Source organism: Kordia antarctica, assembly GCF_009901525.1.
In the GTDB taxonomy this organism is placed as follows: Bacteria; Bacteroidota; Bacteroidia; order Flavobacteriales; family Flavobacteriaceae; genus Kordia; species Kordia antarctica.
In genome coordinates this window covers 744,392-762,477 of sequence record NZ_CP019288.1, presented here as the reverse complement: position 1 = coordinate 762,477, position 18,086 = coordinate 744,392, and the positions used below count along the sequence as shown (strand labels likewise).

9 protein-coding genes are annotated in these 18,086 nt (G+C 34.1%); 8 read left to right on the top strand and 1 reads right to left on the bottom strand.

Annotation, left to right across the window (positions count from 1 at the left end; translation table 11 throughout):
- Positions 1–342: 342 nt before the first annotated feature.
- The 6 genes from IMCC3317_RS03300 to IMCC3317_RS03275 all read left to right on the top strand — a co-directional run bounded on the left by IMCC3317_RS03300 (position 343) and on the right by IMCC3317_RS03275 (position 10,285).
- Positions 343–3,411, top strand: a complete 3,069-nt coding sequence (locus IMCC3317_RS03300) for a type I restriction endonuclease subunit R (protein WP_160128084.1) — start codon at positions 343–345, stop codon at positions 3,409–3,411.
- Positions 3,412–3,822: 411 nt separating this feature from the next.
- Positions 3,823–5,451, top strand: coding sequence for an HsdM family class I SAM-dependent methyltransferase (locus IMCC3317_RS03295; protein WP_160128083.1), 1,629 nt, complete (start codon positions 3,823–3,825; stop codon positions 5,449–5,451).
- The gene (locus IMCC3317_RS03290; RefSeq protein WP_160128082.1) at positions 5,444–6,664 is read left to right on the top strand and encodes a restriction endonuclease subunit S; all 1,221 of its coding nucleotides are present in this window, start codon (positions 5,444–5,446) and stop codon (positions 6,662–6,664) included. Before IMCC3317_RS03295 ends, IMCC3317_RS03290 begins: the two co-directional genes overlap by 8 nt.
- Before the next feature lie 277 nt (positions 6,665–6,941).
- The gene (locus IMCC3317_RS03285) at positions 6,942–9,242 is read left to right on the top strand and encodes a P-loop NTPase fold protein (RefSeq protein WP_160128081.1); all 2,301 of its coding nucleotides are present in this window, start codon (positions 6,942–6,944) and stop codon (positions 9,240–9,242) included.
- Positions 9,243–9,251: 9 nt separating this feature from the next.
- Complete coding sequence (locus tag IMCC3317_RS03280) at positions 9,252–10,100, top strand: GIY-YIG nuclease family protein (RefSeq protein ID WP_160128080.1); 849 nt, start codon at positions 9,252–9,254, stop codon at positions 10,098–10,100.
- Between the two features lie 59 nt (positions 10,101–10,159).
- Complete coding sequence (locus tag IMCC3317_RS03275; protein ID WP_317172572.1) at positions 10,160–10,285, top strand: hypothetical protein; 126 nt, start codon at positions 10,160–10,162, stop codon at positions 10,283–10,285.
- A gap of 180 nt (positions 10,286–10,465) precedes the next feature.
- Here IMCC3317_RS03275 and IMCC3317_RS03270 read toward each other — a convergent pair whose 3' ends face one another.
- Complete coding sequence (locus IMCC3317_RS03270; RefSeq protein WP_160128078.1) at positions 10,466–11,704, bottom strand: mechanosensitive ion channel family protein; 1,239 nt, start codon at positions 11,702–11,704, stop codon at positions 10,466–10,468.
- 139 nt (positions 11,705–11,843) lie between these two features.
- On the opposite strand from IMCC3317_RS03270, the gene IMCC3317_RS03265 reads away from it, so the two are divergent.
- Complete coding sequence (locus IMCC3317_RS03265) at positions 11,844–14,666, top strand: triple tyrosine motif-containing protein (RefSeq protein ID WP_160128077.1); 2,823 nt, start codon at positions 11,844–11,846, stop codon at positions 14,664–14,666.
- Positions 14,667–14,918: 252 nt separating this feature from the next.
- A complete protein-coding gene (locus IMCC3317_RS03260) occupies positions 14,919–18,083 on the top strand; it encodes a SusC/RagA family TonB-linked outer membrane protein (protein ID WP_160128076.1) in 3,165 nt (1,054 codons plus the stop codon).
- Positions 18,084–18,086 lie beyond the last annotated feature (3 nt).

The window sequence follows — 18,086 nt, the reverse complement described above, 5'->3', positions numbered from 1 at the left end:
GTAAAAAACAGGAGCTGCTGAGTAGCTGAAAACATTAGCTTTTTTACATACTCTTCTAGGTAAGTATACAGAGCATGGAAACAGAACGGAAATTTGCATGAAGCTACCCGAAAAATCATATAACTCATAATGTCTAGCATAACTATAGAAGCGTACGGTTTACCGTAATCCTACTTCGTTAATAAAATGTAGTATTGTATACGAAGCTTTTTATAGGACTTTGTTGTGAAAACCAACAATTGTTTTTTATATTTGAGAATGTAAGAATTTGTTTTATGAAATGTAGATTTTAATGCTGCACAAAAGCTGAAAGGATTACATGTAGAACTTGCTACCAATACTATGATATTTAACGAAGATTCCAGAGTAAAAATACCTTCCATATTACATTTAATTCAATTGGGTTATCAATACCTTTCTTTGAAAACTAATGTATGGGATGAACGCACCAATATATTTACCTCCATATTTAAAGCGCAAATAAAACAGATCAATCCAGGGATTGCTGATGCTGATGTCAACAGAATTTATGATGAAGTATCGTTGTCGCTGGAAAATGAAGACTTAGGACGTGCTTTTTATAATAAGTTAATAGATCAGTCAGGAGTGAAACTTATAGATTTTGAAAACTTTAACACCAATTCTTTTCATGTAGTTACGGAGCTTCCGTATAAAAAAGATGATGATAGTTTTAGACCCGATATTATTCTACTAATCAACGGAATACCATTAGTGTTTATAGAAGTAAAAAAGCCAAACAATCGCGATGGAATATCAGCGGAACACAAACGCATGCAACGCCGTTTTCAAAACAAGAAATTCCGCAAGTTTATCAACCTTACGCAATTAATGGTGTTTTCTAACAACATGAAGTATAGTGATGACGATATACTAATGTTAGAAGGTGCATTTTACAGCACTACAAACTATAAGAAACCTATATTCAATTACTTTAGAGAAGAAGAAACGTTTGATTTGCAAACGATTCTAAAACCAATTACAGCCGAAGAAGAAACCTTTGTGCTTAAAGATAACAACCTCTTAAGCATTCAGCAATCAAAAGAATTTCAATCTAATAAAAACCCCAACACGCCTACCAATTCCATTGCTACCTCTTTGTTTCAACGAACACGTTTGCAATTCATATTACAATATGCCTTTGCTTATGTTGAGGAAGAAAACGGTTTGGAAAAACACATCATGCGCTATCCGCAATTGTTTGCTACCAAAGCCATAGAGAATAAACTAGAAAATGGAATTAAAAAAGGAATTATATGGCATACACAAGGCTCTGGAAAAACGGCATTAGCGTACTTTAATGTAAAACACTTAACGGATTACTATCAAAAGAAAAGTATCATCCCTAAGTTTTACTTTATTGTAGATCGGTTAGACTTACTCACACAAGCAGCCAAAGAGTTTACTGCACGTGGACTTATTGTGTATAAAATAGACAGTAGAGAAGCGTTTAGCAAAGACATAAAATCTACCAAAGCGATTCATAATAATGTAGGGAAAGCAGAAATTACAGTCGTTAACATTCAGAAGTTTAGAGACGATCCCAATGTTATTAAAAACAATGATTATAATTTAAACATACAACGTATCTTCTTCTTAGATGAAGTACATCGTAGTTACAACCCTAAAGGAAGTTTTCTCGCCAACTTGGAATTAGCAGACAAACATTCTGTAAAAATAGGATTGACTGGAACACCATTATTAGGATCAGAATACAACTCTAGAAGCTTGTTTGGGAATTACATTCACAAATACTATTACAACCTTTCCATAAAAGATGGGTATACATTGCGACTCATTCGTGAAGAAATAGAAACAGGGTATAAGCTTGTATTGCAAGAAGCTTTAGAGAATATCAAAGTGTTACTAGGGAAAACAGAAAAAAACACCGTGTATGCGCATCATAAGTTTGTAGAACCAATGCTTGATTATATTGTAAAAGATATGGAGCAAGCCCGAATTTCTAACGATGATAACAGTATTGGCGGTATGGTGGTTTGCGATTCTTCCGAACAAGCCAAAATGATGTATGAGATATTTCAAAATAAATACGCTGTAAACTCAGATACATTGTTGTCAGCCGCCGCAGAAGAACCTCTCAGTTATGGCAACAACAAAAAAGAAGAAAGTAAAGTAATCACCGCACAAGTAATATTACACGATATAGGAAGCAAACAAGATCGAAGAAATTGGGTTTCCGACTTTAAAGCGGGCAAACTAGATTTTCTATTTGTATACCAAATGTTACTCACAGGGTTTGACGCAAAGCGTTTAAAGAAACTATACATAGGACGTAAAATAAAATCGCATAACTTACTGCAAGCATTAACGCGTGTAAACCGAACCTACAAAGAACATCGATACGGATATGTGGTAGACTTTGCAGACATTCAAAAAGAATTTGACAAAACCAACCAAGACTACTTTAACGAGTTGCAGTCAGAGTTGGGCGACGAAATGGAGCATTACTCCAACCTTTTTAAATCTGCCAAAGAAATAGAAGAAGAAATAGAAGAAATTAAAGACGTTCTTTTCAAGTTTGATACGAACAATGCTACGGTTTTTGGTAATCAAATATCTGAAATTACCGAACGTGCAGAAATACACCAACTAGCCAAAGCGTTACGAAATGCGAAAGAATTGTATAACTTAATTCGTCTGTCAGGTAATTTTGAATTGCTAGACAAGCTCGATTTTAGAAAGCTTTCCATACTATCACGCTTAGCAAATGATCGATTAGGACTGATTAATACCAAAATTGCGTTGGAAAACAATATGGACAACGCAAACATCCTAAACATAGCCTTGGAAGATGTAATTTTTGCCTTTACCAAAGTAAAAGAAGAAGAATTGGTATTGGCAGATTTATTAAAGAATACCCTGCAACGTACCCGCGAAATGCTTGGTGGCAACTTTGACCAAAAAGATCCTCAGTTTGTTACGCTAAAAGAAGAATTGGAACGTTTATTTAAAAAGAAAAACCTAAGCGAAGTTACTAAAGAAGAAATGGAAGCCAACATCAAAGCGTTGAATGCCATTTATGACAAAGCTAAAAAACTAGAGCGTGAAAACGAATTGCTAAAAGCCAAATACGATCACGATAAAAAATATGCACGCATCCACAAACGCTTACTAGAAAAAGATCCGTTAACGGACAACGAACGCAAACTGTTTGAAGCACTCAACGGATTGCGAAACGCTATTGACAAAGAACTTGGGCAGAATACCAAAATCATGGAAAACGAAAGCTATGTAGAACGCATGGTGATGCGTTTGGTAATAAATCAGTTTAAAACCGTACAAAAAATAGACATCAATACTTCGGATGTTAAACGAATCAATCGTATTATTGTAAACGAATATATGAATGAATACAACGGAAACGTAGCTTAAGGAATTATGAATTTTAAATGTTTAATGAAAAAGCAAGTTCCGATACCGTCACTGCGAGGAGTATGCGACGTGGCAGTCTGCTTCTAATACAACAAAAGTGTCAAATTACTTCTGCTGAGCTGCGTCGAAATGCAACAGCCGACAAGGAAATTAAAAATGTAAAATGCTAAATGTAAAATGTAAAAGTTCTATTTGATAACTAAAAACCAACAACCAACAACCAAATTAAAAATGTAAAATGTAAAAGTTTTAAGTTTAATCAATATCGAATATCGAACAATGAATAACGAATAACGAATAACGAAGTAATTGAATGCTAAATGATAAAGTCAAAATGTAAAATATAAAAGTCTTTTCTGAAAACCGATAACTGACAACCGAGAACTGACAACCAACACCTAATCCCTAAAAATGACAGCAACCATACAATTTGAAACCAAAACCAAAGCACTCATTGACGATCTTAAAAGTGTCTGTGCTAACTACGGTTTGGGAAATGATGGAAACGAATTTAAAATAATAACACAGGTTTTTCTATATAAGTTCTTAAACGATAAGTATGTATACGAACTCAAACAAAAAGAACCTGCGTTAGCCAAAGCAGAAGATTTTGACAAAGCTTTAGATAAATACAGTGAAGAAGATTTGGAAATGCTAACCATGCAAATAAGCGCAAACACAGCATACATTGCGCCCAAAAACTTCTTGTCGCGCTTATTTCAAGAACAAAACGAACCTAACTTTTCGGAGATTTTTGACCAAACCTTGCTCAACGTTGCCAAGGATAACACCGATATCTTTTCGGTGTTGACACAAGGTGGCGAAAAAGTAGTATTGTTTGAAAATCTTAGCAAGTATGTTACGGATAACAAAGATGCGTTTTGCAAAGCCATTGTAAACAAATTGGTTGGTTTTAGTTTTGAGCACATCTTTACACAGAAGTTTGACTTCTTTGCCACCATATTTGAATACTTAATAAAAGATTACAACACCAACAGTGGCGGTAAATATGCAGAATACTTTACACCGCATGCAGTTTCCAAAATTATGGCAGCTTGTTTGGTACCAAGTGGTACGGAAGTAAGCAATGCTACGTGTTACGATCCAAGTGCAGGTTCGGGGACGTTGTTAATGAACTTGGCGCATGCCATTGGCGAAGATAAATGTACCATATACTCACAGGATATTTCGCAAAAGTCGTCTGCCTTACTGCGTTTAAATTTGATTCTGAACAACCTCGTACATTCCATACAAAACATTATACAAGGAAACACCATCCTAAGTCCGTATCACAAACAAGACGACGGGCAGTTGGAACAGTTTGACTTTATCGTTTCGAATCCGCCATTTAAGTTAGACTTTTCTGATTACAGCGCCGATTTGGACAGCAAAGCCAATAAAGAACGCTTTTTTGCAGGTATTCCTAACATTCCTAAAAGCAAAAAAGATTCCATGGCAATATACTTGCTATTTATACAACACATTATGCATACGCTTAGTGCGAAAGGAAAAGCAGCTATTGTAGTACCAACAGGTTTCATAACCGCACAAAGTGGTATTGATAAAAAGATTCGGCAAAAGCTGGTAGAAAGTAAAATGTTGGCAGGTGTGGTAAGCATGCCGAGCAATATATTTGCGACGACGGGCACGAATGTAAGTATCTTGTTCTTAGACAAAACCAATACCGAAAATGTAGTGTTGATAGATGCGTCTAACTTAGGCGAAAAAGTAAAAGAAGGCAAAAACCAAAAAACAGTATTGACCGAAGCGGAAGAACAACAAATTATAGATGTGTTTGCAAGCAAAGAAGCCAAAGATGATTTCTCGGTAGTGGTTTCTTATGAAGACATTGCCGCCAAAAACTACAGCTTAAGTGCAGGGCAATACTTTGAAGTAAAAATTGAATATGTAGATATTACGCCTAAAGAATTTACAGAAAAAATGCAAGGTTTTGAAACCAATTTACACGATTTATTTGCGGAATCGAAACAATTAGAAAAGGAGATTCAAGATAATTTGAAAGGGTTGAGGTATGAATAGAGTTTCACTTAAAGATATTTCAAAAATTATAAATAGTGGTTTAACTCCACTTAGGTCAAATGATCAATTTTGGCTAAATGGAAATATTCCTTGGGTTAAAACAGAGCAATTAGGAAAAAAGTATATATACGATTCTAATGAAAAAATAACAAAGTTTGCTTTAGAGAATACATCTATTAAACTCAATCCAAGAAATACACTAAGTGTGGCTATGTATGGAGAAGGTAAAACAAGAGGAAGTGTTTCTATTTTAAAGAATGAAACGACAACAAATCAGGCTTGTTGTAATATAGTAATTGATGAAAATAAAGCTTACTATGAATATGTTTATTATTATTTAAAAACTCAATATGATAATTTAAGAAATCTTTCTTCTGGAGTACGTAAAAACCTTAATTCAAATGATATTAAAAATTTTGAAATAGTGCTTCCAAAGTTTTCAATACAAAAGCAAATCGCAAAAGTCCTTTCTGATTTAGATGCCAAAATAGAACTCAACAACAAGATCAATGCGCAGTTGGAAGCCATGGCAAAAACGTTGTATGATTATTGGTTTGTTCAGTTTGAGTTCCCCGATGTCAATGGAAAGCCATACAAGGCTTCTGGCGGAAAAATGGTGTTCAATAAAACCTTAAAACGTGAGATTCCTGAAGGTTGGGAAGATGGTGTTTTATCAGATATTGCAGATATTACAATGGGACAATCTCCATCAGGTAGTTCCTATAATGAAGAAGGAATAGGAACAGTTTTTTATCAAGGTTCTACAGATTTTGGATCAAGGTTTCCAACAGTTAGAAAATATACAACAGAACCTTCAAGAATGGCAGAAAAAGGAGATATTCTATTATCTGTTAGAGCTCCAGTAGGAACATTAAATCAAGCTATGGAGAGTTGTTGTATTGGTCGAGGTTTGGCAGCTTTGAGTGAAAAAGAAGGTTCAATATCTTTTTTGTGGAGTCAAATGGAATATTTTAAACAAATCTTTGATAGAAGAAATTCTTCAGGAACTACATTCGGATCAATCACAAAAAATGATCTATTTAGTTTAAAACTTTGTATTCCTAATAAAGAGGTTGTGAAGGCATTTAAAATAATTGCAGATCCAATTCATGATAAGATAATAGTGAACTCTAAACAAAACCAAAAACTAGCAGAACTTCGTGATTGGTTGTTACCGATGTTGATGAATGGGCAAGTTACTGTTGGGAAATAGAAATACACAAGGGAGCATGCTCCCTTGTGTAAATCATTACGCTGCATTTAGGATGTGTATTTTTAGCGATTTGGTCTGTCCGATGTTCATACATGATAGTGTTATAAACATACTAAAGGGCAACTAGAGCAAAGTAGAATCATTTTGCAACAAACAATAATTTGTTTTTTTCTTACATTTTGACAACGAATACATAACTGACAAAATTGTGGAAACCCGTAAAAATCATCCAATTGGTTTCATTAGATTCGAATAAGTATAATTATAGACTTAAAAAATGGCAGAAAGTTTAGCAAAACTTGTTACTAGGGAAGATGTATTAAATGGAATTGAACATGGAAATGTAGCCCCAACTACTTTAATAGCATCTACAAAATATGATGTATTAATTTTAGGAAAACTATATCCTCCTAAAGAAGTTATTCGTTTGGCAGCAAGATACAAAGGTTTAGATCCAAGTAAATACGCTTTAAATGGTGGCGCACCAACGAATGATTACTTGATAAAAATGGGGTTTCCAATTTTTGATAAAGAAGGAAATCATTTAGGCGGTGGCGATACTGGTGTTGTTTGGAAACTAGGAACACGTTGGGGAAGAGGCAACCCTAATTTTAATGAATTACTCAAAAGAGAAAAAATAGTTATCACATTTGAGAAGCATACCTTTAACTTGGGAGATTTAGTTGCTATTACGGACGGTCATACGGTACATAGTGTTGCCAGAGTAAACGATAATATGCAAACCTTTCCTGATTCTCCTTATGCACACTTAGAAAAAGAATTTAGAGAATTAAAAGTCGATTGGGGAGATTGGATATTAGTTGCTAAGGCAACTATATATGATTTAGCAACAGAAGAACAATTTGAATATAAACTTGAAGCAGGTATACGACAAATACGACAAGAAGAAGTTAAAAAACGAGTAACAGAACTATGGTTTCAAAAAGAGTATATACGAGCAAAAAGAAGTAGCGATACTAAAAAATCAACCAATGTATATGCAAACCCATATAATACGTATGATAATGAGGTAATGCCAAAGTTAGATGTGACCGTATTGAGTAAAACATTTGCTGAATTGATTCGTAATTTGAAAAATAGTCCTGGGCAAATGCTTGGTGTTTTTGGGCAATGGGGAAGAGGAAAAACCTATTTCATGAGTCAAGTAGAAAACGAACTTAATTTGACTCACCATGAAAAAGCAGATAATGAAAATAAGAAAAATCAGTTTTATTATCTAAAGTTTCATGCATGGAAATACCAAGATACAGAAGGCGTTTGGGCATATTTGTATCAAAAAATAATGGAGTTATACCTCACTCATAAAAATAATGAATTGCGCAAACATGGTAACTTCTTTCAAAAGAGAATATTTTACCCTATCGCAGCAAAATGGAATGAGACCCGATTATTATTTCGTTTAAATAGAATCCGTAACGGGATTTTTGATATATGTCTATTCACAGTTCTTGCACTTCTTGTAATCTGTTTAGCTATATATAACCCTAACTTTCTAGAAGATTTTAAGTATTGGAAAATGTTTTTATTAACTGGAACAGTAGTCCCATTGCTATCATTTTTTAATAAAATATGGAAATTAGGAGATAAAGGTAAACGACTCATAAAAACCTATACACACAAACCTAATTTCAATAAACTACTTGGTGTACAAGCAGAAATACAAGAAGAATTAAAATATATTCTACGTGCTTGGATGAAAACTGAATTTAAAAAAGAAGACAATAATGCTGAGCACTTAAAAAATGACCAAAAACGACTTCTTTTATTTGTTGATGATATTGATCGTTGTCACGAAGAACGTTTAATACAAGTAATAGATGCACTACGAGTGATGCTTGAAGATGATGAAATCTCAAAACGAGTAATTATAATTTCTGCTATTGATGAAGATATTTTAGAACGTGCTATACAATGGAAATATAGAAACTTTATTAAACAAGATAAGAATGATGCAAGAAAAGATGCTTTAGTAAAAGAATATATGGATAAGCTTTTCATTGCATGTTTAAAACTTCCTCCTCTGTATGAAAAAGAAAAAAATCAAATAATTGATAACTATGCAGAAAAAATAGGCGTTGAAGAAAAAAGTAATAATGATGAAATAATTGTAGATAACAACCTTAATTCAAATAATCCTAACCAACCCGATGCAGAATCACCTTCAAAAAGCAATGATACTACTGGAACCGAGGAAGCAGAAGAAATTAATCCAAAAGAAATTAGTTATGTACTTAAACGAGAAGAATTAGAAAAATTAAAGGTAGCTGCTAAAAATATTAATGGGAATATAACGCCAAGGCAATTACGAATCTTTATGTACCGATACTTATTATCTAGGAATATAGGACAAGCATTTAATGATGATGTACTGAATATTGAATGGTGTAATTTTATGATGGATAAGATTGTTGAAAAACGAAATGTAAAAGTATTAATACCTAATGAAGCTGTTGAAAAATTAAATAAAGCAGAAGAATCAATACTCGAAAGTTTAAACATTTCTGATAAATTAAAGTATTCAACCAATAAAATTATAGAAATTGTAGCACCTTATTAATGCTTATTTATGCAAAACAAACCACAAACCATACAAATATTCTTACCAGACGGTTCACCAACAAGTATTAGAGAAGCAGAAATCACCAATAGGTTAGTAAAAGCGATTCTATTTCCAAGAAATAAAATGCAAGAAGTTGCAAAACGTGACATGGTACACTTTACAGGTGTATATTTTTTGTTTGGCAATACCGAAGATGGTGCAAAACCAATAGTATATATAGGAGAAGGCGAAGATTGTTTTACACGAATACAATCGCACAACAGAAAAAAAGACTTTTGGACACATTGTGTTATCATCACAACTAAAACAGATGAGTATACCAAAACCGATGGTAAATACTTAGAGCATCATTGTTTGCATCAAGCTATGGAGATTGGCAGATATGCAATTGACAATGATACAGGCTCAAAAAAACCATCCATATCAGAAAGTAGAGAATATGATTTATTAGATAATTTTGATACAGCCAAAATACTCTTAGCAACATTGGGTTATCCTATATTTGAAGAAAAACGGAAAGCAAAAAGTATTAAAGAATTATTTTATTGCAATGGCAGAAACAATGCTTCAGCAATTGGCGAACTAACGGATGACGGTTTCTTAGTATACAAAGATGGAAAATCTAGTATTGAAGAAACCAAAGGAATGAATAAGTGGATTGGTGTGTTGCGCAAGCGATTAATAAAAGAAGAAATACTAAAACAGGAAAATGATGTATATGTATTTCAACAAGACTATATATTTAACTCTCCAAGTGCTGCTGCTGCAACAATATTAGGTCGTTCTTCTAACGGTTGGAGATCATGGAAAGATAAAAACGGTATAACATTAGACGAACTTAAAAGACAGAATTAGTAATGCCAAAATCAAACAAACAAAAAAACACCAAAAACAAAGCAAAGCACACCAAACTCATGCAACGCAAACTCAACAAAGAGCGCGCGGAGAAGGAAGCGACGAAGGCGAAGCTGAAGGCTATTGTGAAGAAAGCGCAGGAAAGTGAAAAAACTAAAAGTGAAAAACTAAAAGTGAAAAGTTGAAAGTAAAAAGTTGAAAGTGAAAAGTTTCTCGATACAATTTTCTGTCGAAAATTACTCGAAATGACGTTTAGGAATTAATTTCAACATACCAACATACCAACATACCAACATACCAACATACCAAAAGCAAAGCGAGTCTAAGAGCGCAGCGATACCAACATTCCAAGAGCGACAGCGAGTCTAAGAAACAACATTCAACTCATACGTCTCCAAATTAAAATACGGAACTGCGGCAAACAAATGGTCAAAGATATCGCCCATAATATGTTCGTAGTTTTTCCATTCTTTGTCTTTGCTAAACGCGTAAATCTCCAACGGAACTCCTTGTGGTGTTTGCGGTAATTGACGACTCATCACCATCATTTCTTCATTAATAGCAGGATGTTTTTCCAAATACGATTCTACATACTTACGGAAAACTCCAATGTTGGTCATATTGCGTCCGTTGATTAGTATTGACTTGTCTGCGGAATGTTCTCCGTTAAACTTTTCAATGTCTTTTTGTCGCTGTGAAACATACTCGGAAACGAGCTGTATCTTTTGTAATTCCTCAATTTCTTCATCGCTGAGGTAATGAATACTATGTGTTTTAATAATAATAGCACGTTTTATGCGGCGTCCATCGGATTCACTCATGCCGCGCCAATTCTTAAACGAATCTGAAATCAAGGCGTATGTTGGAATCGTAGTAATGGTTTTATCAAAATTCTGGACTTTTACCGTTGCCAAATTAATCTCAACAACATCTCCGTCTGCGCCGTATTTTTCCATCGTAATCCAATCGCCAATGCGAACCATATCGTTCACAGAAACCTGAATACTGGCAACAAAACCAAGAATTGTATCTTTAAAAATCAATAAGATTATTGCAGACATGGCGCCAAGCGTTGTCACAAAAGTCAACACAGATTTCTCCGTAAGAATTGAAAAAGCAGACACAATTCCAATAATCCATATAAAAATCATGAATACTTGAATGTAACTATCAATAGGTTTATCCCAAAAAGCAGGCAAGGTTTTTAAGTAATCTCGAATGGAAAGCAATATGCTACGAATCACTTTGATAATCAAAATGACCAATAAAACATCAATAGCTTTCAAAAAGCCAACTTGAAATTCGGGGAAATTGGTGAACAAATACGGCGTTGTTTGCGCAATTAAAAAAGCAGGAACTAAATGTGCTGTATTTTGAGGCGTATGATTCGCAATCAAAAAATCATCAAACTTATTCTTTGTCTTTATCGAAATTCTTCTCGCCAACGCAATCAAAATACGCCTCACAATTAAATCTATAATAAAAGCTACGATAAGGACACCCAAAATACCAGCCGCTAAATTGGCGTACATAGCCGTTTCTTCGGTGTAGTTGCGTTCTTTTAAGTATCTATATACAAACGTAAATAGTTTTTGTTCTTCCATGAAAATGGTAAATTTTGTGCGAAGATAAAGCTTCCACGTAAAATCATCGAAGAATCTAGTGCTTTCCTAGAATTAAAAGTACTTTCATATAATAGAGACAATAGATGTTATATAAAATTAAAAAAATAACAGTAAATTTATGGTCAAACCCAAACTCAACTATTCCTTGCGATACTTTTTATACATATATACACTCTTGTGTGCGTGCCTGTGTTTCTCTCAGGAATTACCGCCTATCATAAATTATACGCCCAAAATATACAAGGCAGACAATCAAAACTGGATGATTTCTCAGTCGGATGACGCCTACATATATATAGCCAACAACAAAGGATTATTGGAATACAATGGTGCGCAATGGAAACTGTACAAATCGCCCAATGAAACTATTATGCGTTCGGTAAAAGTTATTGGAAACCGAGTGTATATTGGTTGTTACAGGAATTTTGGTTATTGGGAACGCAATGCTACGGGAAATCTAGAATACACATCATTAAGTGACGAACTGAATCTTGAAATGATGGAAGATGAACAGATTTGGGAAATCAGTCAACTGGATAAATGGGTTCTCTTTCAATCGTTAGATCGAATTTACAGTTATCACACAGAAACCAAGTCTTTAAAAATAATAGAAGCTTCACAAACAATCACGAAATTATACAAAATTGATGGCGAATTATTCTTTCAAGTACTAAATGAAGGTTTGTTTAGTATTGAAAATGGAGAAAAAACGTTGGTGAGTGACAATGCAATTTTAAAAAACAATAGAATTGTCGGATTGTTCCCTAAAGGAAATCAAAAAATAATTATCACACGAAATGGAAGTTGGTATACTTTTGATGAAACTGGATTGACAGCTTTTCAATTGCCATATCAAGAGCAATATAAGCAAGAAAGTGTGTACACAAGTATCCAACTCGGTGATGGAAGTTTTGTATTAGGAACTATTTCGAATGGAATTTTTCATATCTCAGCAGCTGGCGAGTTGTTGTATCACATAGATCAAGCCAATGGTTTAGGCGATAATACTGCACTTTCTTTATTTGAAGATATGGATGGCAATGTATGGATTGGACTCGACAATGGAATTGATTGTCTTAATACAAAAGAACCTTTTAAATACTACGCCGATCAAAAAGGACGCTTGGGAACTATTTATGCGTCCGTAACTCATAATGGATATCTGTATTTAGGAACGAATCAAGGATTATTTTACAAAGCAGAAAATGAACCTTCAGATTTTAACTTTATGGAAGGAACAAATGGACAAGTTTGGTGTTTGCGTGTCATTGACAATCAATTGTTTTGTGGTCATGATTTGGGAACTTTTATTATAAATGATGGCAAACAGCAAAAAATAGCCGATATCGAAGGAACTTGGGACATCAAAACTGTTCCAGGGAAAGAAAACATGATTATTCAAGGGAATTACGACGGATTGCATATGCTTAATAAGCAAGAAGATTCATGGATATACAGTCGCAAACTCAAAGGATTCAACATTTCATCCAAACACTTTGAATGGGCAACGCCAACAAAAATTCTAATGAATCATGAATACAAAGGTGTATATGAACTTACAATTGATTCTGATTATCAAGAAGTTACAGAATTTACTAAGAATGAAACGTTACAGAAAAGTGCAAATTCGAGTTTAATTCAGTTTGATAATATAATATATCAAGCCAATAAAAACGGAATTTTCGGGTATGATATAGCAACAAAAGCTTTTCAAAAAGAAACGATTCTCAGTACTATTTTTGACGCAGACGAATATACTACTGGAAAACTAATCGTAGATAATGTTGGTTATTTATGGGCATTTACGGATAATTATCTAAACTATGTTACGAAAGAAAAATTAAACAAAAACTTTAAAGTACACCGTATTGCCATTCCACAATCATTGCGAAACGAAATGAAAGGCTATGAAAACATTACACATTTAGCAGGTAAAAATTATTTATTAGGAACTTCTAATGGATATATAACGATTGATTTGGCAGAAATGCATCCAAAAACATATGAAATTACAATTAATACTGTCACCAATCACACACTTTCGGGCGGTAATAATGAAATAGCTTTGGGGGAAAAAGGCGAATTCAGCGCAAATAAAAACTTCTTAGCGTTTATGTATAACATTCCTGCATACAACAAATATGAAGTCGCAACCTATTCCTATCAGTTAGAAGGTTTTTATGATGAATGGAGTGATTGGAGTACATCCACCAATGCGTCCTTTGAAAATTTGCCATTTGGAAGTTATACTTTTAAAGTAAAAGCACTTATCAACAATCAGGAAACAGCAAACACGGCTAGCTATTCGTTTATCATTCATAGACCTTGGTATATATCAAACCTAGCTTTATTGTTGTATTTAATTATAGCTATTTTACTCTTTACAGGATTGAACAGTTTCTATAAAAATTATTACAGAAAACAACGAGAACGTGTATTAGAAAAAACTACGCGCGATTTAGCACTCAAAGAATTAGAAGCACAAAAAGAAATCATTCAACTAAAAAATTCACAACTAAATAGTGACATTGAATCAAAGAATCGTGAATTGGCAATTTCGACTATGAACATGATTAAAAAGAATGAAACACTGAGTAGCATTAAGCGGGAATTACAAAAACAAAAAGGAGAACAGAGTGTAGCACCTGTGATCCGTATGATTGATAAAAATATAAACAATGCAGATGATTGGAAATTCTTTGAAGAAGCGTTTAATCATGCAGATAAAGATTTCTTCAAGAAAGTAAAAGAACTACATCCAAAACTGACGGCAAACGATCTTCGGTTATGTGCATATTTACGACTAAACTTATCATCAAAAGAAATTGCACCTTTGCTAAATATCTCAGTACGAAGTGTGGAGATAAAACGATACCGATTGCGCAAAAAAATTAGCTTAGCAAGAGAAATTAACCTTAATGACTACTTTTTGAACCTATAATAAATACAACATACTTCAAACTTACTACAACATTACCACAACATTATCGATGTAGTAGCCTAAAATACAGGTTGTACTCATTTTTTTTCATAACAATGTATAATTGCGAACACATACTAAATAAAGGGTTTTTATTGAAAAATCAGTAATAAAATAACAGTATTAGTATCATGTATGTTTTTTGTATAGGTGTTTTTTAAGGATTCGTTAACAATCATATATATATTGTGATCAATTAAAAAATCAATTTATATGAACCGTTATTTAATCATCCTTGTATTCATGCTCTGCTCAATATGGAGCTACGGACAAGACTTTGAGATTAAAGGGAATGTTATGGAAGATGGCACTAATATGCCGCTACCTGGCGTTACTGTATTAGTAAAAAATACAACAAAAGGAACTGCAACCGATTTTGATGGTAACTTTACCATTAAAGGAGTTCCAAATGGAAGTACATTAGTATTCTCCTCTATTGGATATGCAACACAAGAAGTTGTAGTCACATCCAACAAAGATTTATCCGTTGTCATGAAGGAAGATGCAGAATCGTTAGAATCTGTAATTGTTATCGGATATGGTTCGCAACGAAAAGAATTAGTATCAGGTGCGTACACAAGTTTAGACTCGGAAAAAATTCTAGAAGCTAATCCTGCACGTATTGAAGAAGCATTACAAGGAAGTGCCGCAGGTGTTCAAGTAAATGCAAACTCTGGTTCGCCAGGTTCTTCACTAAACATTCGTATTCGTGGTATTACTACAAACGGAGACAACAGTCCGTTAGTAATTGTAGATGGTGTAAACATCGGAACGGATTTAAGTATCATTGATCCAAATGATATTCAAACTTTAGACATTATAAAGGATGCAAGTTCGGCAATATATGGTGTGCAAGCTTCCAATGGTGTCATCTTAATTACTACAAAAAAAGGACGTAAAGATTCTGCAACAAAATTCTCATACAACTCATTCTATTCCATTCAAGAAGCATCTAATACATTAGACTTAATGAATGCTTCGGAGTATGCAGTATATGTAAATGAAACAGAAGTTGCTGATGGAAACGCATTGCCTTATCCAAACCTTCAAGGATTTGGTGTAGGAACAGATTGGCAAGATGAATTATTTGGAACAGCACCAACATTCAGTCACAGTTTAAGTGCAACTGGAGGTTCAGATAAAATATCATACGGATTTAGTGGAAGTTACTTTGGACAAGATGGTATTATTGCCAGCGACAAATCAAACTTTACACGTTGGACGTTGAAAAACAACTTAAACATTGAGCTTTCTGAAAAGTTACAATTAAATACTTTTTTACTCTACACAAACATTAAGCGTAAAACAATTCCTGAAAGTGGAAGAGGTTCTGCACTATACTATGCGGCAAATGCTTCGCCATTAACAGCCGTTTATGACGGAACTGACGGAACTGGACCTTCAAGAGGTTTCAATTATATTGGAACAGAACAAGGAAATGAAATCATCAATCCACTGGCGTTAATCAACAATACGTATAACGACACGAAAGTAAATCGTTTTACAGGAAAAATCGAATTAGAATACGACATTATCAAGGATATGAAATTGACTACACGTTTCAACTTCAACTATGCAGATGTAATTTCACGTGCATACTTTCCATTACAATACTACGGATTTGGAAAAGTTGTCAATAATGTTGGCTTAGATACAAACGGTCAATTTAATGTAGATAGAAATGAAGATGGCGACAGAGACTTATATAGTGTAGTTAGCGAAAACACGCAAAACTTTTTTGATTACACATGGGAAAGTTTCTTAAACTATAACAAATCATTTGGCAATCATAACTTTACAGGATTGGTAGGATTCTCTATGAGAAGCGAGCAATATGATGGAATTTTTGCATCAGGTTTCTTAGTAAGTGGTCCAGATACTTGGAACAACGCTTTCTTAAGTAACACGCAGTCATTCATAATTGATGAAGATGATACGCCAAACGGCGCACCACAAGACATTCAGCAAACAATTAATGCAGCAACAGGAAGAGGAGAAGATCGTACGTACTCACTTTTTGGAAGAATTCAATATGATTACAACGGAAAATACTTATTCTCTGCATTAGTACGAAGAGATGCATCTACACGTTTTGGACCTAACGAACGTGCTGCATACTTTCCATCTGCATCTGCAGGTTGGGTAGTATCGAAAGAAGATTTTTTCAAAACAGAAACAATCAATTCATTAAAACTTAGAGGAAGTTACGGTATTACAGGAAGTGATAAAATTGGAAGTTACCGTTGGTTAGGATTCTTGCAAGGAGCAGGAGCAGAAGCAACCTATCCGTTTAACGATGTATTAGCATTTGGAAACGCAATTGGTTCGTTAGCAAACCCAAGTTTAAAATGGGAAACAACAAAACAAACAAACATAGGGTTTGATATTAGTTTATTAGATAATAAATTAGATGTTACATTTGATTACTACAGAAAACGTACGGAAGACTTATTATTAGTACCTGAAGTATCAGGATTATTAGGTTCTACCGCTGGAGGAAGTTCGCCACCAGTAGTAAATGCAGGAACCATTGAAAACAAAGGTCTTGACTTAAGTATCAGCTTTTCACACGATTTCTCAGAAGATTTCAGCATTGGACTTGGATATAACTTAACAAGTATTGACAACAAAGCAATAGAAGTTAACAATGCAGCAGGTTTCTTGCCTGGCGGATTATTTGGGTTAAACCAAACCACTTCACGTTTCCAAACAGGATTGCCAATAGGTGTATTCTACGGATTGCAAACGGATGGAGTTTTCCAAAACCAAGCAGAAATTGATGCACATGCAGCTCAGCCAAATGCGCAACCAGGAGATATTCGATATGTAGATGTAGATGGCGATGGCGCGATTGAATTTGGAAGTAGTGATGACCAAACGGTTATTGGAAGCCCAATTCCAGAAGTAACAATGGGATTCAACTTAAACCTAGATTACAAACAATTTGACTTTAGTACAACACTATATGCTTCTATCGGAAACGACATTGCAAGAAGTTACGAGCGTTTTCTAACGTATAGTAACAAACCAGACTTATACTTAGATCGTTGGACAGGCGAAGGAACATCAAACACAGTTCCTAGAGCATCAACAAATGCTTCAAACAACTACTTATTCTCGGATTTCTTTGTAGAAGATGGTTCATACTTACGAATTCAAAACGTTCAAATAGGATATTCATTACCGACTTCAGTATTAGAAAAAATTCATTTAGATAAATTCAGACTCTACTTTGCGGTAAACAACTTGCATACATTCACAAAATATCAAGGATACAATCCTGATGTATCAAATTCAAATCCGTTGGGCGCTGGTGTTGACTTAGGACAATATCCATTAGCAAGAACATTTACAACAGGAATCAATGTATCATTCTAAAAA